Source organism: Arthrobacter sp. YAF16 (assembly GCF_052113385.1).
GTDB lineage: Bacteria > Actinomycetota > Actinomycetes > Actinomycetales > Micrococcaceae > Arthrobacter.
Genome location: NZ_JBFRDC010000009.1, coordinates 12,829 through 37,372, shown reverse-complemented (window position 1 = coordinate 37,372; position 24,544 = coordinate 12,829). Strand labels below are relative to the sequence as shown.

27 protein-coding genes are annotated in these 24,544 nt (G+C 69.1%); 8 read left to right on the top strand and 19 right to left on the bottom strand.

The window, feature by feature from the left end; all coding sequences use genetic code 11:
- Window positions 1-10: 10 nt before the first annotated feature.
- From AB4Y91_RS14955 to AB4Y91_RS14945, 3 genes are all read right to left on the bottom strand, one after another.
- Window positions 11-991 carry an alpha-ketoacid dehydrogenase subunit beta gene (locus AB4Y91_RS14955; protein ID WP_441419222.1) on the bottom strand — a complete coding sequence of 327 codons (981 nt, stop codon included), beginning with the start codon at window positions 989-991 and terminating at the stop codon, window positions 11-13.
- Window positions 988-2,277, bottom strand: a complete 1,290-nt coding sequence (locus tag AB4Y91_RS14950; RefSeq protein WP_441419221.1) for a thiamine pyrophosphate-dependent dehydrogenase E1 component subunit alpha — start codon at window positions 2,275-2,277, stop codon at window positions 988-990. The genes AB4Y91_RS14955 and AB4Y91_RS14950 overlap by 4 nt, the downstream gene beginning before the upstream one ends.
- Window positions 2,278-2,424: 147 nt before the next feature.
- Window positions 2,425-3,543: a histidinol-phosphate transaminase gene (locus AB4Y91_RS14945; RefSeq protein ID WP_441419220.1), complete on the bottom strand. Its 1,119-nt coding sequence runs from the start codon at window positions 3,541-3,543 to the stop codon at window positions 2,425-2,427.
- 59 nt (window positions 3,544-3,602) lie between these two features.
- Here AB4Y91_RS14945 and AB4Y91_RS14940 point away from each other — a divergent pair, with 59 nt between their 5' ends.
- Window positions 3,603-4,031 (top strand): phage holin family protein, encoded by a 429-nt coding sequence (locus tag AB4Y91_RS14940; protein WP_441419219.1) that lies wholly within the window; start codon window positions 3,603-3,605, stop codon window positions 4,029-4,031.
- Window positions 4,032-4,075: 44 nt separating this feature from the next.
- On the opposite strand, the gene AB4Y91_RS14935 is transcribed toward AB4Y91_RS14940, so the two are convergent.
- Both AB4Y91_RS14935 and AB4Y91_RS14930 read right to left on the bottom strand, forming a co-directional pair.
- Complete coding sequence (locus AB4Y91_RS14935; protein ID WP_441419218.1) at window positions 4,076-5,545, bottom strand: hypothetical protein; 1,470 nt, start codon at window positions 5,543-5,545, stop codon at window positions 4,076-4,078.
- Window positions 5,545-5,841, bottom strand: a complete 297-nt coding sequence (locus AB4Y91_RS14930) for a hypothetical protein (RefSeq protein WP_441419217.1) — start codon at window positions 5,839-5,841, stop codon at window positions 5,545-5,547. The genes AB4Y91_RS14935 and AB4Y91_RS14930 overlap by 1 nt, the downstream gene beginning before the upstream one ends.
- A 197-nt stretch (window positions 5,842-6,038) precedes the next feature.
- Between AB4Y91_RS14930 and purB the strand changes: the two genes are divergently transcribed.
- The 4 genes from purB to AB4Y91_RS14910 all read left to right on the top strand — a co-directional run bounded on the left by purB (window position 6,039) and on the right by AB4Y91_RS14910 (window position 9,916).
- Window positions 6,039-7,481 (top strand): adenylosuccinate lyase, encoded by a 1,443-nt coding sequence (gene purB, locus AB4Y91_RS14925; protein WP_441419216.1) that lies wholly within the window; start codon window positions 6,039-6,041, stop codon window positions 7,479-7,481.
- A 109-nt stretch (window positions 7,482-7,590) separates the two neighbouring features.
- Entirely contained in the window at window positions 7,591-8,505 is a 915-nt protein-coding gene (locus AB4Y91_RS14920) for an endonuclease/exonuclease/phosphatase family protein (protein WP_441419215.1), read from the top strand.
- Window positions 8,506-8,571: 66 nt separating this feature from the next.
- Window positions 8,572-9,252: a histidine phosphatase family protein gene (locus AB4Y91_RS14915; RefSeq protein WP_441419214.1), complete on the top strand. Its 681-nt coding sequence runs from the start codon at window positions 8,572-8,574 to the stop codon at window positions 9,250-9,252.
- Window positions 9,253-9,412: 160 nt separating this feature from the next.
- Window positions 9,413-9,916 (top strand): GNAT family N-acetyltransferase, encoded by a 504-nt coding sequence (locus AB4Y91_RS14910; protein WP_441419213.1) that lies wholly within the window; start codon window positions 9,413-9,415, stop codon window positions 9,914-9,916.
- A 69-nt stretch (window positions 9,917-9,985) separates the two neighbouring features.
- Here AB4Y91_RS14910 and AB4Y91_RS14905 read toward each other — a convergent pair whose 3' ends face one another.
- The 4 genes from AB4Y91_RS14905 to AB4Y91_RS14890 all read right to left on the bottom strand — a co-directional run bounded on the left by AB4Y91_RS14905 (window position 9,986) and on the right by AB4Y91_RS14890 (window position 13,671).
- Entirely contained in the window at window positions 9,986-10,378 is a 393-nt protein-coding gene (locus AB4Y91_RS14905) for a nuclear transport factor 2 family protein (RefSeq protein WP_441419212.1), read from the bottom strand.
- A 116-nt stretch (window positions 10,379-10,494) separates the two neighbouring features.
- Entirely contained in the window at window positions 10,495-11,685 is a 1,191-nt protein-coding gene (locus tag AB4Y91_RS14900; protein WP_441419211.1) for a 4-hydroxybenzoate 3-monooxygenase, read from the bottom strand.
- Window positions 11,686-11,803: 118 nt separating this feature from the next.
- Window positions 11,804-12,583 (bottom strand): IclR family transcriptional regulator, encoded by a 780-nt coding sequence (locus AB4Y91_RS14895; protein ID WP_441419210.1) that lies wholly within the window; start codon window positions 12,581-12,583, stop codon window positions 11,804-11,806.
- 35 nt (window positions 12,584-12,618) lie between these two features.
- Window positions 12,619-13,671: an FUSC family protein gene (locus tag AB4Y91_RS14890; protein ID WP_441419304.1), complete on the bottom strand. Its 1,053-nt coding sequence runs from the start codon at window positions 13,669-13,671 to the stop codon at window positions 12,619-12,621.
- A 210-nt stretch (window positions 13,672-13,881) separates the two neighbouring features.
- Here AB4Y91_RS14890 and mscL point away from each other — a divergent pair, with 210 nt between their 5' ends.
- Complete coding sequence (gene mscL, locus AB4Y91_RS14885; RefSeq protein ID WP_441419209.1) at window positions 13,882-14,409, top strand: large conductance mechanosensitive channel protein MscL; 528 nt, start codon at window positions 13,882-13,884, stop codon at window positions 14,407-14,409.
- Window positions 14,410-14,516: 107 nt separating this feature from the next.
- Here mscL and AB4Y91_RS14880 read toward each other — a convergent pair whose 3' ends face one another.
- Window positions 14,517-15,476, bottom strand: a complete 960-nt coding sequence (locus AB4Y91_RS14880; protein WP_441419208.1) for a diacylglycerol/lipid kinase family protein — start codon at window positions 15,474-15,476, stop codon at window positions 14,517-14,519.
- Window positions 15,477-15,688: 212 nt separating this feature from the next.
- Here AB4Y91_RS14880 and AB4Y91_RS14875 point away from each other — a divergent pair, with 212 nt between their 5' ends.
- A complete protein-coding gene (locus AB4Y91_RS14875) occupies window positions 15,689-15,922 on the top strand; it encodes a hypothetical protein (RefSeq protein ID WP_441419207.1) in 234 nt (77 codons plus the stop codon).
- Between the two features lie 295 nt (window positions 15,923-16,217).
- Window positions 16,218-16,661, top strand: a complete 444-nt coding sequence (locus AB4Y91_RS14870; RefSeq protein WP_441419206.1) for a hypothetical protein — start codon at window positions 16,218-16,220, stop codon at window positions 16,659-16,661.
- A gap of 22 nt (window positions 16,662-16,683) precedes the next feature.
- On the opposite strand, the gene AB4Y91_RS14865 is transcribed toward AB4Y91_RS14870, so the two are convergent.
- The 9 genes from AB4Y91_RS14865 to pcaH form a co-directional block, all read right to left on the bottom strand.
- Window positions 16,684-17,502, bottom strand: coding sequence for an IclR family transcriptional regulator domain-containing protein (locus AB4Y91_RS14865; protein ID WP_441419205.1), 819 nt, complete (start codon window positions 17,500-17,502; stop codon window positions 16,684-16,686).
- A gap of 104 nt (window positions 17,503-17,606) precedes the next feature.
- Window positions 17,607-18,281: a 3-oxoacid CoA-transferase subunit B gene (locus AB4Y91_RS14860; RefSeq protein ID WP_441419204.1), complete on the bottom strand. Its 675-nt coding sequence runs from the start codon at window positions 18,279-18,281 to the stop codon at window positions 17,607-17,609.
- Window positions 18,281-18,940, bottom strand: a complete 660-nt coding sequence (locus AB4Y91_RS14855; RefSeq protein WP_175323478.1) for a 3-oxoacid CoA-transferase subunit A — start codon at window positions 18,938-18,940, stop codon at window positions 18,281-18,283. The genes AB4Y91_RS14860 and AB4Y91_RS14855 overlap by 1 nt, the downstream gene beginning before the upstream one ends.
- A 4-nt stretch (window positions 18,941-18,944) precedes the next feature.
- Window positions 18,945-20,156 (bottom strand): thiolase family protein, encoded by a 1,212-nt coding sequence (locus AB4Y91_RS14850; protein ID WP_441419203.1) that lies wholly within the window; start codon window positions 20,154-20,156, stop codon window positions 18,945-18,947.
- A gap of 82 nt (window positions 20,157-20,238) precedes the next feature.
- On the bottom strand, window positions 20,239-20,700 hold the full coding sequence (gene pcaC / locus AB4Y91_RS14845; protein WP_441419202.1) for a 4-carboxymuconolactone decarboxylase: 462 nt from the start codon (window positions 20,698-20,700) through the stop codon (window positions 20,239-20,241).
- Entirely contained in the window at window positions 20,697-21,515 is an 819-nt protein-coding gene (locus tag AB4Y91_RS14840; protein ID WP_441419201.1) for an alpha/beta fold hydrolase, read from the bottom strand. The genes pcaC and AB4Y91_RS14840 overlap by 4 nt, the downstream gene beginning before the upstream one ends.
- Entirely contained in the window at window positions 21,508-22,992 is a 1,485-nt protein-coding gene (locus tag AB4Y91_RS14835; protein ID WP_441419200.1) for a lyase family protein, read from the bottom strand. The genes AB4Y91_RS14840 and AB4Y91_RS14835 overlap by 8 nt, the downstream gene beginning before the upstream one ends.
- Window positions 22,989-23,600, bottom strand: a complete 612-nt coding sequence (gene pcaG / locus AB4Y91_RS14830) for a protocatechuate 3,4-dioxygenase subunit alpha (RefSeq protein WP_441419199.1) — start codon at window positions 23,598-23,600, stop codon at window positions 22,989-22,991. Before pcaG ends, AB4Y91_RS14835 begins: the two co-directional genes overlap by 4 nt.
- Entirely contained in the window at window positions 23,593-24,501 is a 909-nt protein-coding gene (pcaH, locus tag AB4Y91_RS14825; RefSeq protein WP_441419198.1) for a protocatechuate 3,4-dioxygenase subunit beta, read from the bottom strand. The genes pcaG and pcaH overlap by 8 nt, the downstream gene beginning before the upstream one ends.
- Window positions 24,502-24,544: the final 43 nt, after the last annotated feature.

Below are 24,544 nucleotides of genomic sequence, written 5' to 3'. Positions count from 1 at the left end.
GAGGTCCCCGTCAGTAGGCGAGGGCGCGTTCCAGCGCCTCAAGGATGCGGTCGATGTCCGGCAGGTAGTCTTCCTCCACCTTGGCGACCGGGTAGGGCATGTGGAAGCCGCCGACGCGGATGACCGGGGCTTCGAGGGAATGGAAGGCCCGCTCGCTGACCCGCGCCGCGATCTCGCCGCCGATACCGCCGAAGGTCGGCGCCTCATGCGCCACGATCAGCCGGCCCGTTTTCCGGACCGAGGCCGTGACGGTGTCGAAATCGATCGGCGAAATGGAACGCAGGTCGATCACCTCGACGCTGTGGCCGTCCTCGGCCGCCGCGGAGGCGGCCGCGAGGGCCACGGGAACCAGCGGGCCATAGGCCACGACGGTAGCGTCCGACCCCTCACGCAGCACATGGGCCCTGAACGGGTCCGCGGACTGGCCCGGGGAGCCGGTGTCGACCTCGCCCTTGAGCCAGTAGCGCCGCTTCGGCTCGAAGACGATCACGGGGTCCAGGCAGTCGACCGCCTGCTGGATCATCCAGTAGGCGTCGTGCGGGTTGGACGGGGTGATGATGCGCAGCCCGGCGGTATGGGCGAACAGCGCCTCGGGGGACTCGGAATGGTGTTCAATCGAGCCGATGCCGCCGCCGTAGGGGATCCGGATGACGACGGGGACGGTGAGGTTGCCGTTGCTGCGCGAATGCATCTTCGCCAGCTGCGTGGTGATCTGGTTGAAGCCGGGAAAGACGAAGCCGTCGAACTGGATCTCGCAGACCGGCAGGTAGCCGCTGAGCGCCAGGCCGATCGCGGTGCCGATGATGCCGGACTCGGCGAGCGGGGTGTCCACGACGCGGTCGGCGCCGAACTCCCCGATCAGGCCGTCGGTGACTCGGTAGACGCCGCCGAGCGGGCCGATGTCCTCGCCCATCAGCAGGGTCCGGGGGTTGCTGCTCAGCGTCGCGCGCAGGCCCTCGTTGATGGCCTTGGCAATGGTCATGGTGGTCATCGGCGCACCGCCCCCTCTGTGTGTGCCGCGGCCGTTTCGGACCCGGCAGCGCCTGCCTCGGCTCCGTCTGCCTCGTCGGCGAAGCCCGCACTGTATTCCTCAAACCACGCCAGCTCCTCGGCCACCAGGGGGTGTGCCTCGGCGTAGGTGTTGGCGAAGGCTGTCCGGATGTCCGGGGTTCCCAGGTCGTGGATGGTGCTGCGGACGTACGCCGCCAGCTCGTCGCCGTCGGCCTTGACCTGCTCGAAGAAGGCGTCGTCGGCGAGGCCTTCGGCGCGCAGGTACTTCTCGAGCCGCTCCAGCGGATCCTTCGCCCGCCATTGCGCCTCTTCATCCGAGCCGCGGTACTTCGTCGGATCGTCGGCGGTGGTGTGCGCGCCGACGCGGTAGGTGAAGGCCTCGATCAGCACCGGGCTCTTGCCTTCGCGGGCGCGTTCGAGGGCCCACTCGGTGACGGCGTGGACCGCGATCACGTCGTTGCCGTCCACCCGGATGCCCGGGAAGCCGTAGCCCTTGGCGCGGTTGGAGAGCGGAATGCGGGTCTGGACGGCGGTGGGAACCGAGATGGCCCAGTGGTTGTTCTGGCAGAAGAACACCACGGGGGCGTTGTAGGAGGCGGCGAAGACCATGGACTCGTGGACATCGCCCTCGGAGCTGGCACCGTCGCCGAAATAGACCACAACGGCGGCCTTGGGCGCCTGTGAACCGGCCGGCGCCTCCCCGGCTGCCTTTTGGGCCGCGGCGAGCTTCTGGTCGCGCTGGATGCCCATTGCGTAACCGACCGCGTGCGGCGTCTGGGCGGCGAGGACCAGCGTGTAGAGGTGGAAGTTGGTGTCCTTGGGGTTCCAGCCGCCGTTGGACACCCCGCGGAACTGCCGCAGCAGCTCGGCCAGGTCGACGTTGCGGGTCAGCGCGACCCCGTGCTCCCGGTAGGTCGGGAAGATGTAATCCTGCGGCTGGCTCGCCCGGCCGGACCCGATTTGCGCCGCTTCCTGGCCGGTGAGCGGGACCCACAGGGCCAGCTGGCCCTGCCGCTGCAGCGCGGTGGCCTCGACGTCGAAACGGCGGATCTTTGCCATGTCCGCGTAGAAACCGCGGAGCTTCCCGGCGTCGAGCCGCGCGGCGTACTCGGAAAACACCGGATCCGAACCCAGGGTGCCGTCCGGACCCAGCAGCTGGACCATCGGGACAGCGGGGTCGCCCAGCACCGCCTCGGCCTGCGCCTCGAGCTGGTCATCCACGTCGGTTCCGTCGAACTCGGTAGAGGGCAGATGTGTGGCGCCCATACCGTCTCCTTGCCTGCCGCATCCGAATGCGCCGCAATCGCTGGGATATATGCCGGACCGGGCATGCATTCCAGGTCCGGCATATATTTTGGCTTACTCGTCCCTACTTTATCCGCAGCGTACCTTCGGCGGACTTCGTGTTAAGCGCTAGGAACGCTGTGGGGGTTTTGTATAGATCGCACACAATTCGAGGAAACGGGTGTTGGCTTCGGCCTCGCCGATGCTCACCCGCACCCCCTCGTTGCCGAAGGCCCGGACCGACAGTGCCCGCTCCCCCGCCAGTGCGGCAAATTCCGCACTGTTGGTACCCAGATTAAGCCAGACGAAGTTGCCCTGGGCGTCCGGTACGAACCAGCCGAGCTCACGCAGGCCCTCGGTCACGCGGTCCCGCTCATCGACCAGGCTTTGTACCCTTTCTACAACCTCGCCAAAGTGCTGCAGCGAGGCGACAGCCGCCGCCTCGGCGATTTGGGAAACCGCGAAGGGCGTCGCGGTGACGCGCAGGTGCTGGGTGAGGTCCGGCTGGGACACGCTGTAACCCACGCGCAGTCCGGCCAGGCCGTGCGCCTTGGAGAAGGTCCTCAGGACGACGACGTTCGGGTACTTGCGGTACATCTCGATGCCGTCGACGGCATCCTCGGCCCGGACGAACTCCTGGTAGGCCTCGTCGATGACCACCACGATGTCCGAGGGGACGGTCTTGAGGAACCGCTCGGTCTCCTCGGTCATGAGAATGGGGCCGGTGGGGTTGTTCGGGGTGCACAGCAGGATCATCCGGGTGCGGGCCGTCACCGCGGCAGCCATCGCGTCCAGGTCGTGCCGGCCGTCGGCCGTCAGCGGGATCTGCACGCTCTCGGCGCCGGCCAGGCCCACGCTGATGGGATACGCCTCGAAGGAACGCCAGGCGTAGATGACCTCGTCGGCCTTGCCGTCGTCGTTCTGGCCGGCAAAGGTGGCCAGCAGCTGGTTGAGCGCACCGAGGCTGCCGGCGCCGGTCACGATGTCCTCGGCGGGGACGTCCAGGAAGCCCGCGAGCGCACCGCGCAGCTTGCTGCTCAACGGGTCCGGGTAGCGGTTGAAGTCGGTCTGCGCCGCGATGGCCTGCTGCACTGCAGGGATCGGAGCCAGCGGGTTCTCGTTGGAGGAAAGCTTGTAGCTCACTAGCCCCTCGACCGGGACCGGCGGTTTTCCGGCTGCGTAACGGGGAAGGAGGTCTACTACCGGCCGCGGGCGGATCCCTCCGGCCTGGTTGTCTGATGAAGTCATGCGTCTTAGCCTACTTCGCCCTCCTGCCGGTACGACCGGTGATGTGACAGCATGGGGCCATGCGCTCACTCTTCGTGCGGGTCATCGTCAATGCTCTGGCCCTCTGGATCGCCAGCTGGATCCTCCCCGGGCTGGATATTTCCACGTCCGCCACCACCGGGGCCGTGGCCAATAGCGGCGTCACGCAGGGCACGGACACGATCGGGATCATCCTGGCGTACCTGTTTATCGGGCTGATCTTCGGCCTCGTCAACGCCCTCGTCAAGCCGCTGGTCAGCCTGCTGTCGCTGCCACTGACCATCCTCACGCTGGGGCTGTTCACGATCGTCATCAACGCCGCGATGCTGTACCTCACCTCCTGGCTGAGCTCTTACACGCCGGTGCACTTCACCATCGACTCCTTCTTCTGGACCGCGGTCTTCGCAGCCATCATCATCACCGTGGTGTCCCTCGTCGCCGGGCGGCTCCCGGGCGGCCGGCGCCGCTAGCCGGCCCTCCGCGGACACTCCCGCCGGCACTCCCGGCCCAGTCCCTAGCCGGACATCCCCGCCGCAGCCGGGGCCGCAGCGGGTCGTGCGTCCGTCGCGACGCGGGCTGAGGGCAATACGCCGGTCGAGCGGTTGGGCCCCGGAGCCGTGACCACGCCCTGCGCCGGCTGCGGTTCGCGCCGCAGGGAAAATCGGTTCACCGTTGCGATGCCGCGGGCACCGACCACGGCGGCCAGTGCGGCGGTGGATGCCCGCAGCGAGGGATCCCGGCTCGCCGCGACCGCCTCCGCGCCGGCCGTGTAGTTTTCCAGCCGATGGCCGGGACCGAGACCGAAATCCTGCGGCGGCGGCATGACCAGGTCATTGGTCAAGGTCACGGTCACGCGGTCCCTGGTGTCCGCATTGGCCAGTCCGTCGGCTCCCGGCACCCAGTCGTGCTGGTGCTCCAGGTGCAGGCTGCCGATGCCCGGCTCAGGGGTGATGCCGCCCACCGGGGAACCGGCGGTCAGTACGAACTTCAGGTCGAATTCGGCCAGGAAGGCTTTGTCCCTGCTGAGGTTCATGGCGTGGATGCCGCCCTGGCTGTAGCCGACGACGGCGAGCTGCTCGCCCGCCTCCACACCGGCCTCGCGCAGTGCCTGCCTGATGGCCGCTGTGGTTGCCTGCGAATCGTAGCCGAGCCCCTCGGCGATGCCTGACGTATCGAAGGGGTTGGTTCCCGCGGGCAGCCCGCCGAGCTGGGTTCCCGGGATGATGACCACCCAAGCGCGCCGGTTGCCGCCCTCGACCCGGATGACTTCAATGTCGCCGCTGTTCCGGCCCACCGCGTCCGCCCGCCGCAACAGGCCCGCCGGGGAGAGGTCCACGTCCGCGGCGGCTGTTTCGCTGCCGATCACTGTGACCGGCCGCGGTTTCAGGAACCCCAGTCCCGGCGCGGCCGCCAGGTCCCGGATTGCGCGCCGGACGTCAGTGGGCCCGCTGAGCGCGCCGACGGCCCCGGCCAGGGGAACGGGCAGGCCCAACAGGAGCGCCAGGCTGCGCGGAGCCATGGCCACGCCGTGTTCGACCTGGTCGCGGATCCCGGGAAGCGCGAAGAGACTTTGCGGGGAGCCGTACCCGGGGGCGGAGAGCCCCATCCGAAGCAGCAAGGCGTTCCGGGCTTCGGTGAATTCGTACTCCCGGTGGCTGGCCCGGACCTGGGCGGCGATGTGTTCCAATTCGGCCCTGACGCGGCTGACGTCACGGCCGGCCTCCCCCACCGCGATGATGGCGTCGCTGCCGCTGCGGTAAGAGTCGGGCTGGTAGTCGAACAGAGCGCGGCGGACGCCGTCGGCCTCCGCCTCCAGGGCGTAGAGCTGGCGCACCACCCCATCCAGGGCCGCCGCGCCCGCCAGCAGTTCCTCGAACTGGAAGCTGAGGCCGCCGATCCCGCCACGGATCCGGAGCATCCCGTCCGGGGGCGGCGCGGAGGGGCGGGGGACGCCTCCGGAGCCCGCCGGGGTCGCCTCCGCCATCAGTACCCCGGCCGTCCCGACGAAAGCGTCACGTTCTGGGCGTGCCGCAGGACCACCGCTGCCGCGTCCTGCAGCCCGTCCCGGCCCCGCCGCAAGGCTGCGGACTGAAGCGACAGCGTAGAGCGGTAGGCGCGGCCGGCCGGGGACTGCCAGCCGTGGAGTTCCAGCCGGCTCAGTGCGGCCAAGGCGGCACCGCCCTGGTCCGCACATGACGCGACCCTGGCAGCTAGCTGCTGGACCTCGTAGCTGCGTGAGGCGCACGCCGCCGCCTCCGCCGCTGTCAACGTGCCGCTCATGGTCCGGGCCCCTTTCATTCGCAGTTCAGTCCCGGGTTCGACGCTAGGGGCCGGCCAGCGGCGCCGGAAGCGGCCGGGACAGCTATGTGGAAAAGCAGCCGTCCGCGCAGGGGGCGGAACGGTCCCGTCCGCGGGGGGAAATGTCATAAGGAACTGCCCGCTTAAGGCCCGGCGGCACTTCGTGAAAGAATCGGACCATGCCTGAAACTGCCGCCACAGCTGAGACCCGCACGCCGTCCGGACGCCTGGCCCTCGCCGCGTCCGACCACCAGATCGCGCTCGGCCCGCTCGACGGCCGCTACCAGTCGGCGGTCGCGCCGCTGGTGGACTACCTCTCCGAGGCCGCGCTCAACCGTGACCGGGTCGCCGTCGAGGTTGAGTGGTTGATCCACCTGACCAACAACAACGTCCTGCCGGGGGCCGGACCGCTGAGCGCGGGGCAGCAGGAGCAGCTGCGGGCCATCGTCACCGAGTTCGACGCCGCGTCGGTCGCCGAACTGGCCGAAATCGAGGCCGTCACCGTGCACGATGTCAAGGCCGTGGAGTACTACATCGGCCGCCGACTGCCGGGCATCGGAATCGAGCACCTGACCGCCATGGTGCACTTCGGCTGCACCTCGGAAGACATCAACAACCTCTCTTACGCGCTCGGCGTCAAGGGCGCCGTGGAGGACGTCTGGCTGCCCGCGGCCCGCAAGCTGGTCGCGCAGATCAGCGCGATGGCCGAGGCCAACCGCGCGGTCCCGATGCTGTCCCGCACGCACGGCCAGCCCGCCACCCCCACCACGCTCGGCAAGGAACTGGCCGTGATCGCCCACCGGCTGACCCGCCAGTTGGACCGCATTGCCCGGACCGAGTACCTCGGCAAGATCAACGGCGCGACCGGCACCTACGCCGCCCACGTCGCCTCCGTGCCGGGGGCGGACTGGGAGCAGGTCGCCAAGAGCTTCGTAGAAGGCCTGGACCTGGGCTGGAACCCGCTGACCACGCAGATCGAAAGCCACGACTGGCAGGCCGAGCTGTACGCCGACGTCGCGCGCTTCAACCGGATCCTGCACAACGTGTGCACCGATATCTGGAGCTACATCTCGATCGGCTACTTCGCGCAGGTCCCGGTTGCCGGAGCCACCGGATCCTCCACGATGCCGCACAAGGTCAACCCGATCCGCTTCGAGAACGCCGAGGCCAACCTGGAAATCTCCTCGGGCCTGCTGGACGTACTGGGCTCCACGCTGGTCACCTCCCGCTGGCAGCGAGACCTCACCGACTCCTCCTCGCAGCGAAACATCGGCGTGGCCTTCGGCCACTCCCTGCTGGCCATCTCCAACGTGGCCAAGGGACTGGACCGCCTGGACGTGGCGGAGGACGTGCTCGCCAGGGACCTGGACACCAACTGGGAGGTCCTCGGCGAGGCGATCCAGATGGTCATGCGGGCCGAGGCGATCGCCGGCGTCGCGGGCATGGAAAACCCGTACGAGCGGCTCAAGGACCTGACCCGCGGCCAGCGGGTGGACGCCGCCCGGATGCGGGAATTCGTCCAGGGCCTGGGCCTGTCAGCCGATGCCGAAGCCCGCCTCCTGGCGCTCACCCCGGGCAAGTACACCGGCATCGCGGACAAGCTGGTCGACCACCTGGCCTAGCCGTGCTCGCCCCGAATTCACCTTCCGGCAGGCCGCCGTTTACGCGGCCGTCGAGGACTGGCCAGCTTCAGAAAGGAAGCTGGGGCTGTTACCGACCCGAGGAGACCCCTTGCCGAGCGACGCACCGTCGACAGCACGGACCGTTCTGACCGACCCCGGCCCAGCGGCCGGTCCCGACGCCGACCCCGGCCCAGGAGCCGGCGCGGCTGCTGACGCCGCGGCCGACCCGGCTGCCTTGAGCCTGATGAGCTTCAACATCCGCTGCGACATCGCGGCGACGTTGCCGGGCCAGGCCGACTACTGGCCGGAGCGCGTTCCGGCGTTGCAGGCCGTACTAGCCGAGGAGCTGCCCGAGGTGCTGGGCATCCAGGAGGGCCTGGAGCACCAGCTGGCCGTGATCGGCGAGGCCCTTCCGGACCATTACCGGATGATCGGCCACGGCCGCGAAGGTGGCCGCCGGGGCGAGCACTCCTGCATCTTTTACGACGCCCGCCGCCTGAAGCTGCGGACGTGGGACCAGTTCTGGCTCTCTGACACGCCCACGGTGGCCGGCTCGGCGACGTGGGGCAACCACGTCACCCGGATCGCCACCTGGGGCCGGTTCGAAGACAACCACACCGGACGTGAGCTGATGGTGGTCAACACCCACTTCGACCACGAGTCCGAGAACGCGCAGCTGCGCAGCGCCGAGGCCATCGTGGAGCACGCAACACGCTTCGAGCCGGGGCTGCCGACCGTGCTGATGGGCGACTTCAATGCCGACGCCGGTGCCTCCGGCGCGTACAGCACCCTGGTTGGGAGCGGCACCTTCCGGGACTCCTGGACCGCGGCCAAGCAGCGGCTGACTCCGGAGTACGGGACGTTCCCGAACTACAAGGACCCGGTCATCGGCGAAAGCCGCATCGACTGGATCGCCGTCACGCCGGAGATCCAGGTCGCGGAGGCCGCGGTCAACACCTTCCGGCTGGACGACCGGTACCCCAGCGACCACGCCCCGATCCAGGCCACGGTCCGGATCCCTTGACCGCCGGAATCTCGGGCGGCAAGCGGGGCCGCGCCGGGCCCCGGCCCAGCCGGTAAAATCGCTGCCATGAGGCTTCTGCTGATCCGTCACGGCCAGACCCCGGGCAACGTCCTGGGACAGCTGGACACCGCCCATCCGGGCCCCGGACTGACCGAGCTGGGCGAACGCCAGGCGGCCGCGCTGGCCCGCTCCCTGGCGAACGAAAAGATCGGACTGCTCTACGCGTCCACCCTGGTCCGCACCCAGCTCACGGCCGCACCGCTCGCCACCACCCGCGGGCTGGAGATTGAGGTGCTGGGAGGGCTGCGGGAAATCGAAGCCGGGGCGCTGGAGAAGCTCACCGACCGCGAATCCCACCTGCGCTACCTCGGCACAGTGTTCGCCTGGACGGCGGGCGAACTGGACCGGCGGATGCCCTCCGGCCCCAGCGGCCACGACTTCTTCGAACGCTACGACGACTCGATCGCGAGGATCGCCGCCGCTGCCTCCGCCGCCGGGGACGCCGCCGTCGCCGTCGTCAGCCACGGCGCCGCGATCCGGGTCTGGACCGGCCTGCGTGCCGCCAATGTCGAGGCGGAGTTCGCCGCGCGGCACGTGCTCGCCAACACCGGCATCGTGGCGCTGGAAGGCGATCCCGACGCCGGCTGGCGGCTGATCCACTGGGACGACAGCCCGGTGGGCGGACTGGCCCTGGCGGACCCGACGGCGGAGGACCCCACCGGCCGCCCCGCCGAACCGTCCGCTTAGACGTTTCCCTGCCGGACGGGCGTTTCCGGACGCCGAATGTGCGCGGACTCGTCGAAATCGCGGAAACCGAGTTCTCAAAGCCCTTACGTGGCCGAAACACCACGGAAACCGCCGCTCCATAGCCTTGGTCTGCATAACCCTTCGGCGAATCGAGGCAGCGATGCAGACCAACCCGCGGCTCAACATCCGGCAGGTCCCCTGGTCCAACCCGGTGGGAGCCGACCTGCGGGCAGCCCAGCAGGCGGAACTGGACGCCCGCTTCGGCCACCGCGGGCACGAGTCCGGGCCACCGCCGTCGGAAGTCGACACCGCGGTGTTCCTGGTGGCGCACGACAAGGCGTCGGGCCAGCCGGTGGGCTGCGGCGGGTTGCGCCTGCTGGACGAGCACACCGCCGAGATCAAGCGGCTCTACGTGCTGCCGTACACGCGAGGTTCGGGCGTGGCCAGTTCCATCCTGGCGGCGCTGGAGGGGCACGCCCATGCCCTCGGCGTCACCACCCTGACCGCTGAGGCGGGGTCGGCGCAGACCGACGGGCGGCAGTTCTACCAGAACTCGGGCTTTGTGGCCGTGCCCAACTTCGGCCCATACATCGGCGTGGAGCACTCGTACTGCTACGCGAAGCCGATCGATTCGCACAGCGCCGCGCACACCGCCATGGCGTGAGGCCGCGCGTCGCTGCGTGCCGCATGCGCTGTCAGTGCCTGCGTTGCCAGGGCCGCCGGGCCCGGACCGTCAGGTCCAGAAATCGTCGGACTTGGCCGTGTCCTCGAAGTACTCCCGGCCCTCGGCGATCTTGCCGTCGCGGACCACGAAAGTGATGACGGTGCCCATGTCCAGGGTCTTGCCGTTGCCCTCCCCGTGGGTTTGCTGGATCGCGACCGTGTGGCTTTCCCCGCCCACGATGTCCTGGACCTTGGCTTGGAAATTTCCCTGCGTGCGCGCTCCCAGTTCGCCGAAATACGCCAGGATGGCGTCGCGGCCCTGTTTCGTCCCCGATAGCACGCCGCTTCCGGCCACGTGCCAGACTGCGTCCTCCGCGAACAGCTCGCTGAGGGTCGCCATATCCCCTGCGTTGAAGGCCTCGTACCCCCGCCGGACCAGTTCAACATTCTCTGCGTTTCCCATGATCGGACACCTCTCCGTCGTCCTTGTCGGGTCATGCTGGGACGGTTAAAGGCTAGTCCTGGCCCGGGGTGCTGTCGATGGAAAGATGCGGAGCTGCCGGAGTCCCGGAGGACGTCCTAGTTCCCTGCCGGCCAGCCCGTGTAGGCCTCGGCAAGGTAAGCGCGGCCGTGCCGCGAGGACACCACCGAATTGAGTTCGCCGAGCTGGCGGGCGCGGGCGAAGTCGTCGGCTCCGGTCGGGGTGTGCAGCATGGAGGTCATCCAGTAGGAGAAGTGCTGCGCTTTCCAGACCCGGTCCAGGGCGCGGTCGCTGTACAGGTCAAGGAGCTTCGTGGAGCCGGTCTTGTAGAAGCTGTCCAGGCCTTCGAACAGCACCTTGACGTCGTGGATGGCCAGGTTCAGGCCCTTGGCTCCGGTGGGCGGGACGGTGTGGGCGGCGTCCCCGGCCAGGAACAGCTTGCCGTGCCGCATCGGGGCGTGCACGAAGCTGCGGAACTTCAGGACCGTCTTGTCGATGACCGGGCCCTCCTTGAGCTCGAAGCCGTTGCCGTTCACGCGGCTGCGGAACGCCTCCCAGATCCGCTCGTCGTCCCAGTTGTTGACGTCCTCCCCGGGGTCGCACTGGAAGTACATCCGCTGCACCGTCTCGGTCCGCTGGCTGATCAGGGCGAAGCCGTTCTCCGAGTTGGCATAGATCAGCTCGTCGGAGCTGCGCGGCGCCTCGGCCAGGATGCCGAACCAGGCAAAGGGGTACTCGTGGAAGTACCACTTACGGTCAGCCTCGGGAATCTGGACACGGCAGTGGCTGCGCGAGCCGTCCGCGCCCGCAATGAAGTCGGCCTGAAGCTCGAACTCGGTGCCGTCCGCGTCCGTGAACCACACCTTCGGCGAACCCTCGATGTCATGGACGCTGGTGTCCGTGACGCTGTACCGGACGTCGCCGCCGTCGGCCTCCCGGCGCGCGGCGAGGTCCATGAAGACGTCGGTTTGCGGGTAGAGCCAGACCGACTCGCCAACCAGCTCCTGGAAGTCGATGCGGTGGCTTTCCCCGTTGAACCGCAGCTCGATCCCGTCGTGCCGGTCGCCGTCGCGCAGCACGCGATCGGAGACGTCGGTGTCCACGAGGAGGTTGACGGTGCCGTGCTCGAGGATGCCGGCACGGACGGTTTCCGAGATTTCGCGCCGGCTGCGCAGTTCGACCACGGTGGACTCGATGCCCTCTTTGGCCAGCAGGTGGGAGAGCATGAGCCCGGCTGGGCCCCCGCCCACGATGGCCACCTGGGTGGTGATGACTTTTCGGGCTGCCATGTTGTCCTCGCTTCGTTGCGGGGCCCGGAGCGGCGTGCCAAGCTGTCGGCCGCACGCCGCGGGTCCGGACCGGATCGGTCTTCTGGCTAACAGTGTGCGCCCGGAGCAGTGATCTGCGTTACAGGTCTTCCGTTGAACGGAATTCGGCCGCCGCGCGGGAGTCCCCGAGCCGGCGTCCGATGCCCCGCGCCGCGGTCTGCAGCGCCGGCACCAGCGCCTGCAGCCGCATCTCCCGCAGCGGAACCACGACGCCGAGGGCAGCGACGGTCCGCTTCCTCGCGTCCCGCACCGGGACGGCGATCCCCCAGGTGTCGGGGTCCACGACGCCGGCCAGCTGGGCGTAGCCTTCCTCGGCGGCCTCGGCCAGGAGCGAGCGGAGGTCCCCGGCGCGGAGCCTGCCTGCGGGGTCGTTGAACTGGCGCAGGTATGCCGCCTGCACCGAGGCCGGCTGGTGGGCCATCAACACCAGCCCGGCCGAGGACAGGTGCACCGGCATCCGCCCGGCGACTTTCGCCCGGTTGGCGACCGAGCCGCGGCGCGACAGACGCTCCACGAACAAGGCGTCCCAGCCGTCCAGGACAGCCAGGTTCACGTTCTGGTTGAGCACCTGCTGGATGTCCTCCATGAACGGCATCGCCGCCTGCCGCAGGGCCAGGGTCGGCGAATTGCGGTTGACCAGCTCCCACAGCCGCAGCCCCAGCCGGACCGACCCCCCGCTGCCGAGCTCCAGGAGCCCGTGCCCGGCCAGCTGCCGGACCAATCGGTGGGCGGTGGTCAGGGGCAGGCCGGCCCGGTCCGCGAGTTCGGAGAGCTGCAGGGCGGCAGAGCCCTCGGGGAAGGCCTCGATCAGGCGCACCACGCGGTCCACCACGGAGTCCCCCGACCCGGAATTGGCCACGCTTCCCGCTTCCCCGAATTGTTGACTGCCTGGGATCAGTCTTCCATTGAACGGTGGCCGGCGGCCACCCGGCACCAGAGGGCCGGCGCCAGCACGACGGCGACGCCGACGGCGGCTCCGATGACCGTCTCCAGGAACCGGTCGCCCAGCAGGGTCCCCGCGGGCACGGGCGCCACCAGCAGGGTCGAGATCAGCGCCAGCGGGGTGACGAAGACCTGGGCCAGCATGTACTGGCGGGCGATGAACATCTCGGCGCCGAACTGGCAGGCGGCAATCACCAGCACGGTCTGCCAGGGGGCCGGCTGCAGCAGCAGGATGGCGGCCAGCAGCACCAGCCCGAGCGCGGTGCCGATGATGCGCTGAACGCCGCGGCTGACGCGGTGACGCGTGCTGTGCCCCACGAGCGGCACGACGGCGGCCACCATGGCCCAGTAGTTGTGGCCGAAGCCGAGCCATTCGCCGGCCAGGGTCGCGAGGGTGCCGGCCAGGCCGGCCGCCACGAGGTAGCCCACGGCTTCGAGCTTGGCAACGCGGCGCTCCGCTGTGGTCAGCCGGACCGGCCGGGGCCACGACCACGGCTTCCGGCGGCTCGGGGCGACCCGGGCGGACAAGCCGATCAGGAGCGAGAGCGCGACGGTCAGGACGGCCACCAGCATGCCCTGCCAGAGCGGTGGCTGGCTGGGGATGGAGGCGATGGCAGCGAAGGCGAAAATGTGGAAAAGCGATCCTGCCGGGCGGAGCCGCCACCAGGCGACGATCAGGGAGCAGCCGCCGGCCACCACTGTGGTCGCGAGGACCTGCAGCCAGACGGTGCCCGACGGCGTGAGCGCCAACGCCGCCCCGGCGCGGGCCGCCAAGGCGCCGAGCAGGATCACCGCGAGCATGAGGGTGCCGGCGCGCAACTGCAGCACGAAGCGGCGGCCGTGGGGCTCGTTCCGGCCGTAGATCCCGGCGAAGGCCCCAAAGGAGGCGAAGATGGCCAGATCCAGCCGGCCCAGCAGCACGAGGGTGATCAGCGGGACGAAGACGCCGACGGCGCAACGGACCGCGGCTTGGTGGTCCTTGTTGGCTGGAGCCATGGTGAACATCTCGCCGAACAATGTCGCGGGTTTCACAGGTGGAATGGGTCTTCCTTTGCAGTCGGTTGAGAACGACGGCGGCACTGGCATCCAGCTGAATCGTACGCCGGCAACCGCGGCCGGCAGGCTTCGAATTCCATTCAACGGAACAAGCGGGGGATCGGCATGGTGGTAGCGTCTATCGGTTGAACCACCCACACGGCATCTTCCGGAGGACCCATGCTCAAAGGATTCAAGGACTTCATCCTGCGCGGCAACGTGATCGAACTGTCCATCGCCGTCGTCGTCGGTACGGCGTTCACCGCCCTGGTCACGGCGTTCACCACGAACATCGTGAACCCGATCATCGCGGCAGCCGGCGGCGTCGAAACCCAGGGGCTCGGTTTTTACGTCTGGCCCGGAAATGCGAAGACCTTCGTCAATATCGGTGCCGTCCTCACGGCATTCGTGACTTTCCTCATCACCGCGGCGGTGGTGTACTTCATCTTTGTGGCTCCGATGAACCGGATCAACAGGATGGTCAAGCACCGGCTGGCCGCCGCGGAGCCGGAGGAGAACCCGGTCCCGGCCGACACCGCACTGCTGGCGGAGATCCGCGACCTGCTGGCCGGGCTGGCCGGCACCGGCGGGACCGCCGGGCATCCCGACGCCGACGGCGGGACCGCCGGGCATCCCGACCGCGGCGAAGACACATCCGAACTCCCCGGCGGTCGCACGGTCGAGCTCTCGGGGAAACACAGCCGCTAATTCGGGCGGCCGCACCGGCCGGCCGAACCCGCCGAGGCCTTCACCCAACGGCCTGGCACGGCCCGGATACTACCTGGCGGTAGCTCCGGGTCCCGGGCCCGGAACGGTTAGGCCGCCTTCGTCATCCGGATGGTCAGCGCCTCGTGCTCCACCGCGACCTTGAGGTGCTTGGCCTTGCCAATGTGGTCGCCGTCGAGCTGGAATTCCTGCTCATGGTCGAGGGTGATTTCCGCGGATTTGCCGGCGAAATACTCGACCGACTTGTTCTTGGCGTTCTTGCGGCCGAACATGCCGGCGAGCACGCTGAACCAGCCGAGCTTGCCTTTCGGGGCCAGAACCACGACGTCGAGAATGTTGTCATCGATTTTGGCGTCGGGGAATACTTCCACTCCTCCCGTGATCTGGCCGCAGTTTCCCACCATCACGCTGCGGATCCGGCGCCGGACCGGGTGCTGCCCGTCGATGCTGATCTGCGCCTTCACCGGTTTGCCGGGCAGGTGCCGGATGCCGGCCTCGACGTAGGCGAGCCAGCCCACCCGGTCCTTGAGTTCGTCCACGGTGTTCGCCATGATCGCCGCGTCGTAGCCAAGGCCGGCCATGACCAGGAAAAGCTGTTCGTCCCGGGCGTGGTCCAGGCTTGCCTTCACCACGTCGACCTTGATGTCTGAGCCGTTCAGGATGTCGTAGCTGGCGGCCACGGGGTCAGTGATGTCGACGCCGATATTGCGGGCCAGCAGGTTGCCGGTGCCCATCGGGACCAGGCCCATCGGCGTGCCGGTGCCGGCGAGGACCTCGGCCACGCAGCGGACGGTTCCGTCACCTCCGGCGGCAATCACGACGTCGACCCCCGCTTCGAGCGCTTCACGCGCCTGGCCCAGTCCGGTGTCCTCGGCCGTGGTTTCGAGCCAGAGGGGCTCCTTCCAGCCCTGCGTCTCGCAGAGCCGGTAGAACGCAGCCTTGAAATCCTCGCCGGAGGACTTCATGGGGTTGATGATCACGGCGGCGCGCTTGGGCTGCACGGAACTGTCCTGGGCGGCATTGTCTTGGGCGGCATTGGTCTGGGGCATGGCGTCCTTCGGGCATGTGGCGGGATAGGCCCCGCAAGGAAATCTTATCGGGGTGGGGCGGCATAACTTGCGCGCCATGGCAGCGAATCATGGACGCGCTGTCCGGCGGGTCACTACACTGGCCATGTTTAGGAACTGAAGCGTGCCGGCCTGGCCGGATGCCGTCCCGGAACCGCCGGGGTGGCCGCGTTCCAGGCGCGGAAGGCGGCCACATGACCGAACCAGAGGAAAACTACTCAGCCGAAGCCGAAGCCTCAAGCAGGGATCCGCACGACTGGGGCCGGGCGATGGCGCTGGCCCTGACCCGGCTGGCGGAGCAACTTGCCCCGGAAGACAGCGAAGACATGCACGCCAGCCTCGTGGACCGGCCGCTGCACCTCAGAATCCGTGACGACGCGGCGGGGGTCACGATCACGGTGTCGACGACGGCGGAGTCCGCCGGCTGACGCCCGGGCGGAAATAAAGCCGCTCAAATCATCAATTCCCTCCCTTTGTGTGCCAGACTAAGCGGGATTTACCGGCATACAGTGGGCCGGGACACTCATCTCATTTGGGGGAATGATGACAGAGCGCGCAAATTCTGACGCCAGAAAAGAATCCGAATCCTTCGGCAGGGCCGAGCCGTCTTACAGTCAGCGCTGGCCGGACGGGGCCCCTTGGCCGGATTCCTCCGAACGCCGGCAGGCGCAGCTGCCACCGCTGCCCCTTCCCCGGATCCGGACGGAGTCCCTGGAACACTCGGTGCGGGGCGCAGTCTTTGCCCTGGCCGTGATCCCGGTCGGCGTCGGACTGTGGCTGATCCTGTGGAAGCTTGGCTGGATGGCCTCGATTGTGGCCTTCGTGACGGCGGCCGGCGCCGCCCGGCTGTATGTCGCCGGCAGCACCGTGGGCAGCGGCGGCGCCATGACGAGGCGCGGCGCCTGGGTTGTCGTGGCCGTGACAGTGGCGACGGTGCTGCTCTCGTTCCTCGGCACCATTTGGCTGGATCTGGCCGACTACCTTGGAGGCTCACCGCTGGCACTGCTGTTCGAACCGCAGGCCTGGGACCTGCTGGGCTACAGTTTCGCCAACAACACGCACCTGGTCGAGGGCCTAAAGGGCGAGTTCCTGATGGCGTTGTTGTTCAGCGCCCTGGGCTGCTTCTTCACGCTGCGGCAACTGTTCGCCCAGTCCCGCCGAAGCTAGGACCAGTCAGCGTCCGGCAGCGTCAGCGTCCGGCGGAGAGGTCCGCGGAGATGAGTTCCGCGGTGGCGACGGCGGCCTCGCGCACCGAATCCAAGTACGCCTCCGGGTCCGGCTGCGCCGCAACGGCCTGCGCCTGCAGGGAGACGTTAATGGCGGCGACCACCTTGTCCGGCCCGTCGTAGATCGGCGCCGCCAGGGACATCAGCCCGAGCTCCAGTTCCTGGTTCAGCAGGCACCAGCCCTGGGCCCGGACGGTGGCCAGCTCCGCCAGCAGTTCTTCGCGGGTGCCGATGGCGCGCGGGGTGAGCGGCCGGATCCGGGCCGCGTCCAGGTATTCCTGGAGCTCCGCGGGCGGCAGGGCGGCCAGCAGGACCCGGCCCATGGAGGTGGCGTAGGCCGGAAAGCGGGTTCCCACGGTAATGCCGACGGTCATGATCCGCCGCGTCGCCACCCGGGCAATGTAGGCGATGTCCGTCCCGTCCAGCACGGCGGCCGACGTCGACTCCCCGAGCTTCAGGGACAGCTCCTCCAGGTGCGGCTGGGCGATTTGCGGCAGCGACAGCCCGGAGAGGTAGGCGTAACCGAGCTGCAGCACCTTGGCGGTCAGCGCGAACGCCTTGCCGTCGGTCCGGACGTAGCCGAGCTCGACGAGCGTGTGCAGGAAACGCCGCGCAGTGGCACGGGTGAGGTCGGTCCGGGCCGCGACCTCGGTCAGGGTCATCAGCGGGTGCTCCGCGTCGAAGGACCGGATCACCGCCAGTCCCCTCGCCAGCGACTGCACGTACTGGTCGCTGGCTGCGGGCGCCCCGTCGGCACGGGTGGCCTTTGCTGCCTCAGTCATTTCACGCCTCTCGATCACGCATCACTTTATACGCGCGAACGTACACTTGAGGCCCCGAAACGGCTCTCCGGCCGGGCACCAAGCGTTCGTTCGCACGTGGGTGGTCAGGCTGAGGCGGCGGCGGCGAGCGGCACCGGCACGAGCGCTTGCAGTTCCTCGAGGGTGCAGCCGAAGGTCTCCCGGACCTGGACGCCGTCGGGGCCGGTCAGGAAGACGGCTTTGTCGGTGTAGACCCGCGTGACGCAGCCGATCCCGGTCAGCGGGTAGCTGCAGGACTCCACCAGCTTGGACACACCCTCGCGGGTCAGCAGCGTCATCATCACGAAGACGTCCTTGGCTCCGGTCGCCAAGTCCATGGCGCCGCCGACGGCGGGAATCGCGTCCGGTGCGCCGGTGTGCCAGTTGGCGAGGTCACCGGTTGCGGAGACCTGGAAGGCGCCCAGCACACAGATGTCCAGGTGGCCGCCGCGCATGATCGCGAAGGAGTCGGCGTGGTGGAAGTAGGAGGCGCCGGGCAGTTCGGTCACGGGGATCTTGCCCGCGTTGATGAGGTCGCCGTCGATCTGGTCGCCGGTGGCTTCCGGGCCCATGCCGAGCATGCCGTTCTCGGTGTGGAGCGTGATGTTCTGCTCCGGTTCGAGATAGTTGGACACCAGCGTGGGCTGGCCGATGCCGAGGTTCACAAAGGAGCCGGGGCTGATGTCCCGGGCCACCAGGCGGGCGAGGTCGTCGCGGCCCAGCGGCTTGTCGGACGTCTGGATACTCGTCGCGCTGCTCATCAGGCCACCTTCACGATGCTGTTGACGTAAATTCCGGGGGTCACGATGACCTCCGGGTCCAGGCCGCCCGTCGGGACGATCTCGGAGACCTGGACGATGCTGTGCTTGGCCGCGGCGGCCATGATCGGGCCGAAGTTGCGGGCCGTCTTGCGGTAGACGAGGTTGCCCTTGCCGTCGGCCGTGAGCGCCTTGATGAGCGCGACGTCGGCGTGGATGGGGGTCTCGAACACTTGCCATTTTCCGTCCAGGAAGCGGGTTTCCTTGCCCTCGGCCAGCATGGTGCCGTAGCCCGTGGGGGTGAAGAAGCCGCCGATCCCGGCGCCGGCGGCGCGGATCCGTTCGGCCAGGTTGCCCTGCGGCACGAGTTCAAGTTCGATCTCCCCGGCCCTGAACTTGGCGTCGAAGTGCCAGGAGTCGGACTGACGCGGGAAGGAGCAGATCATCTTCTTCACCCGCCCCTCCTTGATCAGCAGCGCAAGGCCCTGGTCGCCCTGGCCGGCGTTGTTGTTGACCACTGTGAGGTCCGTGGCCCCGCAGTCCATCAGGGCGTCAATGAGTTCGAACGGCTGCCCGGCGTTGCCGAAACCGCCGATCATCACGGTGGAACCGTCCTGGATCCCGGCGACGGCCTCGCCGACGGTATCTACGAAGTTGAGCATTCCCTTAGGCCTTTCCTGTGTTGGTTCCGGCAACGGTCATGTTTTCGAGGACGACGGCGAGGCCCTGGCCGACGCCGATGCAGATCGCGGCGACGCCCCAGCGTTCGCCGGAGGCCTGCAGGGACCGGGCCAGGGTGCCGAGGATGCGTCCGCCGGAGGCGCCGAGCGGGTGGCCCATCGCGATCGCCCCGCCGTGCCGGTTCACGATTGCGGGGTCGATGCCCCAGGCGTTGATGCAGGCCAGGGACTGCGCGGCGAACGCCTCGTTGAGCTCGACGGCGCCGACCTGGTCCCAGCCGATCCCGGCCTTGGCGAGGGCCTTGTTCGCGGCCTCCACCGGGGCGTAGCCGAAGAACTGCGGATCGTTCGCATGCACGCCGCGCCCGGCGATCCGGGCCAGCGGCTCCAGGCCCAGGAGCCCGGCGGCGTCCTCGGACCCGAGCCACGCCGCGGAGGCGCCGTCCGAAAGCGGCGACGCGTTCCCGGCCGTCACGGTCCCGGCCTCACTCCGGAACACGGTCTTGAGCGAGGCGAGCTTCTCCGCCGAGGATCCGGGCCGGATGCCCTCGTCCCGGACCAGGTCCGTGCCCGGGACCGCGGTGACGAGCCGGTCGTAGAAACCCTCGTCCCAGGCCGCGGCGGCCAGGTTGTGCGAGGCCGCCGCGAACTCATCCTGCGCCTCGCGGGTGATCCCGTATTTCTCGGCCAGCCGTTCGGTCGCCTCGCCCAGCGAGATGGTCCAGTCCGGGCGCATGTCCTTGTTCACCAGCCGCCAGCCCAGCGTGGTGGAGACCAGGGTCAGATCCCCGGCCGGGTAGGGCTTCTCGGTCTTCGGCAGCACCCACGGCGCCCGCGACATCGATTCGACCCCGCCGACCAGCATCAGCTCCGCGTCCCCGGTGTTGATCTGCCGGGACGCGATGATCGCCGCATCCAGCGAGGAACCGCACAGCCGGTTGACCGTGGTCCCCGGGACCGAGACCGGCAACCCGGCCAGCAGGGTGCCCATCCGGGCCACGTTGCGGTTTTCCTCGCCGGCGCCGTTCGCGTTGCCGAACACCACCTCGTCGATCCGCGCCGCGTCCAGGCCCGGGGCGCGCTTGACCGCCTCGCCGATCACGTGCGCGGCCAGATCATCCGGGCGCACGCCGGCAAGTCCGCCGCCGAACTTGCCGAACGGGGTCCGCACGGCGTCGTAAACAAAAGCCTGAATCATGATTTCCTCTGAATTCTCGGTGGGGCCCAAGTAGCTGGCAGTTGTTGTCGTTTTCAGCCCTCAAAACGACAACTATTGCGAGCTAGTTGGGTGGGGCGGCCTCGTCCATGGAGTGGAAGACCTGCTGCGCGGTCTTGAAGGCGGTGTTGGCGGAGGGAACGCCGCAGTAGATGGCGGTCTGCAGCAAAATTTCCTTGATCTCGTCCCTGCTCAGGCCGTTGGTGATGGCGGCACGGATGTGCATCGCGAGTTCTTCCCAGTGGCCGTGGGCCACCATCGCGGTGATGGTGACGGCGGAGCGCATCTGGCGGCTGATCCCGGGCCTGGTCCAGATCCCGCCCCAGGCGATCCGGGTGATCATGTCCTGGAAGTCCTCGGTGAAGGAATCCTTGTTGGCGTTGGCCCGGTCCACGTGGGCCGCGCCGAGCACCTCGCGGCGGACCTTCATGCCGCCGTCGTAGATCTCCTGGCTGGTGGCGTCCGGCTGCACGACGCCGTTCCGTTCCGGGCCGGCCTGCGGGCCGCCGGGCCTGGGGCCGGTCACTTTGCGGCTCCGCGGGATTCGGTCCAGCTGATCAGGCTGCGCAGCAGTTCGGCCACGTGCCCCGGGGCCTCGAAGGGTGCCAGGTGGGATACGCCCTCCAGCGTCGCGGCGCTGGCCGTGCCCCCGCCGGCGGTGATGCCGGCGGCGATCTCCTCGGCGAACGAGGGAGGGGCGACGGTGTCCTCGGCGCCGGCCAGGGCCTGGGTGGGGACCCGGATGCTGCCGAGTTCGTCCCGCACGTCGAAGCCGGCCAGGGCCTCGCAGCAGAAGGCGTAGCTGAACCGGTCCGCGTCCCGCAGGGTGTGCAGCAGTCGGCTGCTGAGCTCGGGCTGACGCTCCATGAAGCCCTGCGCGAACCAGCGCTGGGCGGAGCCCTCGATCATCACTCCGGTGCCCTGGTTGCGGACGGTTTCGGCCCGTTCCAGCCAGCCTTCCGGGGTGCCGATCTTCGCGCCGCTGCACTGCACGGACAGGCTCTTGAGCCGTTCGCCGTGCCTGATGCCCAGCTGCAGGCCAGTGGCCCCGCCGAGGGAGACTCCGGCGTAGTGGAACCGCGCGCCGGGCGCGATCGAGTCGACCAGTTCGATGACGGCGTCGGCCAGTTCGGCGACGGAAAAGGATTCGGCGGCGGCCGGGGAGACGCCGTGGCCGGGCAGGTCCCAGGCGACGACGTCGACGTCGTTGCCTAGCAGTGCGCCGGCCTGGCTCCAGAGCAGCGTGGAGGTGCCCAGCGACGGGCCCACCACGAGGAGGGGCTTATCGCCGAGCTCGCGCACGGGCGAGAGCAGTACGGCCTTGACGGTTGGTCTAGCCACGGTGGGCTCCGTTCTCTTCGGTCGCTTGGTTCGGTTCGATATGAGGGGGCAGGGCCGCAGCGAAGTCGGGCCACGCCGCGAGGATGCGTCGTGAGATTTCGGCGGCCTGGCCGAGGTAGTTGGCCGGGTCCAGCAACTCCTCAAGCCGCTCGTCGGAGAGCAGTTCGGCCGGGACGGCCGCGCGGAGCAGCTTGCGGTAGGTGCTTGGCTGTTCGGCCGCCGGCGCCTGCAGGGTCTGGTCCACCACGTCCTGGAGCCGTCGTGGGCCGTCCGCGCCCAGCAGCGGGCCGACGGCGGCAGTCACCGCCTCGGAGAGCAGCAGCGGGCCGGACAGGTCCAGGTTCCGGCGCATCGCCGACGGGAAGACCTGCAGGCCCTCGGCCAGTTCGCGGAGCTGTCCGGCGGCGCCCAGGCCCAGCCGGAGCAGGGAACGCAGCGCGGGCCACTCGCTGTGCCAGGCGCCGTCGGCACGTTCGTCGTTGAAATTGGCCGCCGCGAGGTGCAGCTGCGCCGCCAGCGCCGGTGCCTGCAGCGCGGCGCTGCGGACCAGCACGGACAGCACCGGGTTTTGCTTTTGTGGCATGGCCGAGGAGCCTCCCCGGCCCGCGGCCCGCGGTTCGGCGAGTTCGGCCACCTCCGGGCGGCTCAGGAAGAGCACGTCGGCGGCGATTTTGCCAGCGGCGTCCGTCACGGCTGCCAGGGCGTCGCCGAGCGCGGTGACCGCGAGCCGGTTGGTGTGCCAGGGCGCCGGGGCAGCGGCCAGTCCCAGCCGGGCGGCCAGGCGGTCGGCCAGGTCGAGCGGCGCGAGGGCCGAGCCTTCGGTCAGCACGGTGCCGGCCGCCAGGGTTCCGGCGGCTCCCCCGGTCTGCACCGGCAGCTCCAGTGCCTCGAGCCGGCGCGCGGCAGCGGCGAGCCCGTGGAACCACTGCGCGGCTTTGAGCCCGAAGCTGAACGGCAGCGAGTGCTGGGTCAGGCTCCGGCCCACGCACAGCGTCTGCTGGTGCCGCTCCGCGAGGGCGGCGAGGGCCGCCGTCGTGCGTTTGACGTCGGTGAGCAGTTCCCCAACGGTTCCGGCTGCCAGCAGCATCAGGGCGGAGTCGAGCACGTCCTGGCTGGTCAGCGAGGTGTGCACGGCGCGTCCGGCGCCGATGCCGGCCGTGTCGAGGGCCGTGACCTGCTTGCGGAGGTCGGCAAGCAGCGGGATCACCGGATTGGCGCCGCCCTGGGCTCGGACGGCGATTGAAGCGATGTCGTAGCGTCCGACGTCGGCGGCCTCCGCCACGAGGGCGGCGGACCCGGCCGGGGCCAGGGACGCTTCCTCGAGGACCGCGGCCCAGCCGGCTTCGACCCGGAGGATGGCGGCGAGCACCGCGCGGTCCCCGGTCAGCGCCGCCACCCGGGGCGACGCCGACACGGGGCTTAGCAGGCCGAAATCGCCGTCCCGGCCGGCAGCTGCGTCACCGTTGGGAATCGTCACTGCGAAGCGTCCTGAACGCCGGCATCCTCGATGCTACTGGCTTCAGCGCCGTCGCCTTCAAAATCGAGGAACACCGTCTCGCCCTCGCCCTGCAGCCGGATGTCCCAGCTGAGGCCGCCGTCGGGATCGCGCCGGGCGATCAGGGTGCGGCGGCGTGCCGGCTCCAGGGCGGACAGCAGCGGGTCGGCGGCGAGGGCCTCCTCGTTCTCCGGCAGGTAGACGCGGGTGAAGAGCCGGTTCATCAGGCCGCGGGCGAACACGACCACGGAGATGAACGGTGCGGCGCCGGGCGCGGTGGGGCCCGGGTTGACGGTGGTGAAGGTGAAGACGCCGGTGTTGCCGACGGCACTGCGGCCGAAGCCGGTGAAGGTGTAGCCGTCACGGACCAGGGAGCCGGTGCGCTGCGGGACCTGGCCCTCGGCGTCGGCCTGCCAGATCTCCAGGATGGCGTCCGGGACCGGATGGCCGGCGCCGTCGAACACGGTGCCCTGCAGGCGGATCGAGCCGGCGGACCCGGGGGCCAGCAGCTCCCGGTCCTTCGCGTAGGGCAGTGCGTAGCCGTAGAACGGGCCCACCGTCTGGCCGGGTGTGGGGGTCAATTTACTCATGGTCGTCTCCTTCTGCGCCCAGCGCCTCGTTCTCGGTCCAGGTCCGCTTCGAACCGGTCAGGACAATGTCCCAGTTGTAGGCCAGCGCCCACTCCGGCTTGGTCTGATCATGGTTGTAGCTGGCGACCAGGCGGTCCCGCGCGTCCTGGTCCACGATCGACTGGTAGATCGGGTCCAGGGCGAAGAGCGGGTCGCCGGGGAAGTACATCTGCGTGACGATCCGCTGCGTGAACTCCTGGCCGAAGAGGGAGAAGTGGATGTGGGCCGGCCGCCAGGCGTTCAGGTGGTTCTTCCACGGGTAAGCGCCGGGCTTGATCGTGGTGAAGCTGTAGGACCCGTCCGCGCCCGTGATGCAGCGGCCGACGCCGGTGAAGTTCGGGTCGAGCGGGGCCGGGTGCTGGTCGCGCTTGTGGATGTAGCGGCCCGAGGAGTTGGCCTGCCAGATTTCCACCAGCTGGCCCGCCACCGGCCGGCCGTCGCCGTCGAGCACCCGGCCGGAGACGATGATCCGCTCGCCCATCGGTTCGCCGTTGTGCTGGATGGTGAGGTCGGATTCGAGGGCGTGCACGTCCATGTGTCCGAAGGCCGGCGAGTACAGCTCAATGGTCTCGGGGTCCGCGTGCTGCAGGCTCTTGGTCGGGTGCCGGAGGATGCTGCTGCGGTACGGGGGGTAGTCCAGCCGCGGCTGGGTTTCCGCCGCGGCGCCGTTGAGGCGGGCCTGCGCGTAGGCGTCGCCCAGTGCCTTCATCTCGTCGCTGAGGATCTGCTGCGATTCCGCGGCAGTGTCCAGGGCCGGAACAGCCTGCGCGGCGGCCTGCGGTGTGGCCTCGGGTGCTGCGTCGGACACGTCTTCGGTGATCGGGTCCGCGTTGAAAATTTCGAGGTTGATTTCTTCAGGCACAGCAGCCTCCTTTCGTTGGGGTGGGTCGAACCTGGCCGGGAGC

What these genes read in the sequence shown, in the direction of transcription:
- AB4Y91_RS14860 (WP_441419204.1), bottom strand. Translation starts at nt 18,281, where the DNA reads ATGAGCAGCGCGACGAGTATCCAGACGTCCGACAAGCCGCTGGGCCGC.
- AB4Y91_RS14865 (WP_441419205.1), bottom strand. Translation starts at nt 17,502, where the DNA reads ATGACTGAGGCAGCAAAGGCCACCCGTGCCGACGGGGCGCCCGCAGCC.
- AB4Y91_RS14905 (WP_441419212.1), bottom strand. Translation starts at nt 10,378, where the DNA reads ATGGGAAACGCAGAGAATGTTGAACTGGTCCGGCGGGGGTACGAGGCC.
- AB4Y91_RS14855 (WP_175323478.1), bottom strand. Translation starts at nt 18,940, where the DNA reads ATGCTCAACTTCGTAGATACCGTCGGCGAGGCCGTCGCCGGGATCCAG.
- AB4Y91_RS14890 (WP_441419304.1), bottom strand. Translation starts at nt 13,671, where the DNA reads ATGTTCACCATGGCTCCAGCCAACAAGGACCACCAAGCCGCGGTCCGT.
- mscL (WP_441419209.1), top strand. Translation starts at nt 13,882, where the DNA reads ATGCTCAAAGGATTCAAGGACTTCATCCTGCGCGGCAACGTGATCGAA.
- AB4Y91_RS14945 (WP_441419220.1), bottom strand. Translation starts at nt 3,543, where the DNA reads ATGACTTCATCAGACAACCAGGCCGGAGGGATCCGCCCGCGGCCGGTA.
- AB4Y91_RS14940 (WP_441419219.1), top strand. Translation starts at nt 3,603, where the DNA reads ATGCGCTCACTCTTCGTGCGGGTCATCGTCAATGCTCTGGCCCTCTGG.
- purB (WP_441419216.1), top strand. Translation starts at nt 6,039, where the DNA reads ATGCCTGAAACTGCCGCCACAGCTGAGACCCGCACGCCGTCCGGACGC.
- AB4Y91_RS14935 (WP_441419218.1), bottom strand. Translation starts at nt 5,545, where the DNA reads ATGGCGGAGGCGACCCCGGCGGGCTCCGGAGGCGTCCCCCGCCCCTCC.
- AB4Y91_RS14955 (WP_441419222.1), bottom strand. Translation starts at nt 991, where the DNA reads ATGACCACCATGACCATTGCCAAGGCCATCAACGAGGGCCTGCGCGCG.
- AB4Y91_RS14910 (WP_441419213.1), top strand. Translation starts at nt 9,413, where the DNA reads ATGCAGACCAACCCGCGGCTCAACATCCGGCAGGTCCCCTGGTCCAAC.
- AB4Y91_RS14915 (WP_441419214.1), top strand. Translation starts at nt 8,572, where the DNA reads ATGAGGCTTCTGCTGATCCGTCACGGCCAGACCCCGGGCAACGTCCTG.
- AB4Y91_RS14950 (WP_441419221.1), bottom strand. Translation starts at nt 2,277, where the DNA reads ATGGGCGCCACACATCTGCCCTCTACCGAGTTCGACGGAACCGACGTG.
- AB4Y91_RS14880 (WP_441419208.1), bottom strand. Translation starts at nt 15,476, where the DNA reads ATGCCCCAGACCAATGCCGCCCAAGACAATGCCGCCCAGGACAGTTCC.
- pcaG (WP_441419199.1), bottom strand. Translation starts at nt 23,600, where the DNA reads ATGAGTAAATTGACCCCCACACCCGGCCAGACGGTGGGCCCGTTCTAC.
- AB4Y91_RS14850 (WP_441419203.1), bottom strand. Translation starts at nt 20,156, where the DNA reads ATGATTCAGGCTTTTGTTTACGACGCCGTGCGGACCCCGTTCGGCAAG.
- AB4Y91_RS14900 (WP_441419211.1), bottom strand. Translation starts at nt 11,685, where the DNA reads ATGGCAGCCCGAAAAGTCATCACCACCCAGGTGGCCATCGTGGGCGGG.
- AB4Y91_RS14930 (WP_441419217.1), bottom strand. Translation starts at nt 5,841, where the DNA reads ATGAGCGGCACGTTGACAGCGGCGGAGGCGGCGGCGTGCGCCTCACGC.
- AB4Y91_RS14875 (WP_441419207.1), top strand. Translation starts at nt 15,689, where the DNA reads ATGACCGAACCAGAGGAAAACTACTCAGCCGAAGCCGAAGCCTCAAGC.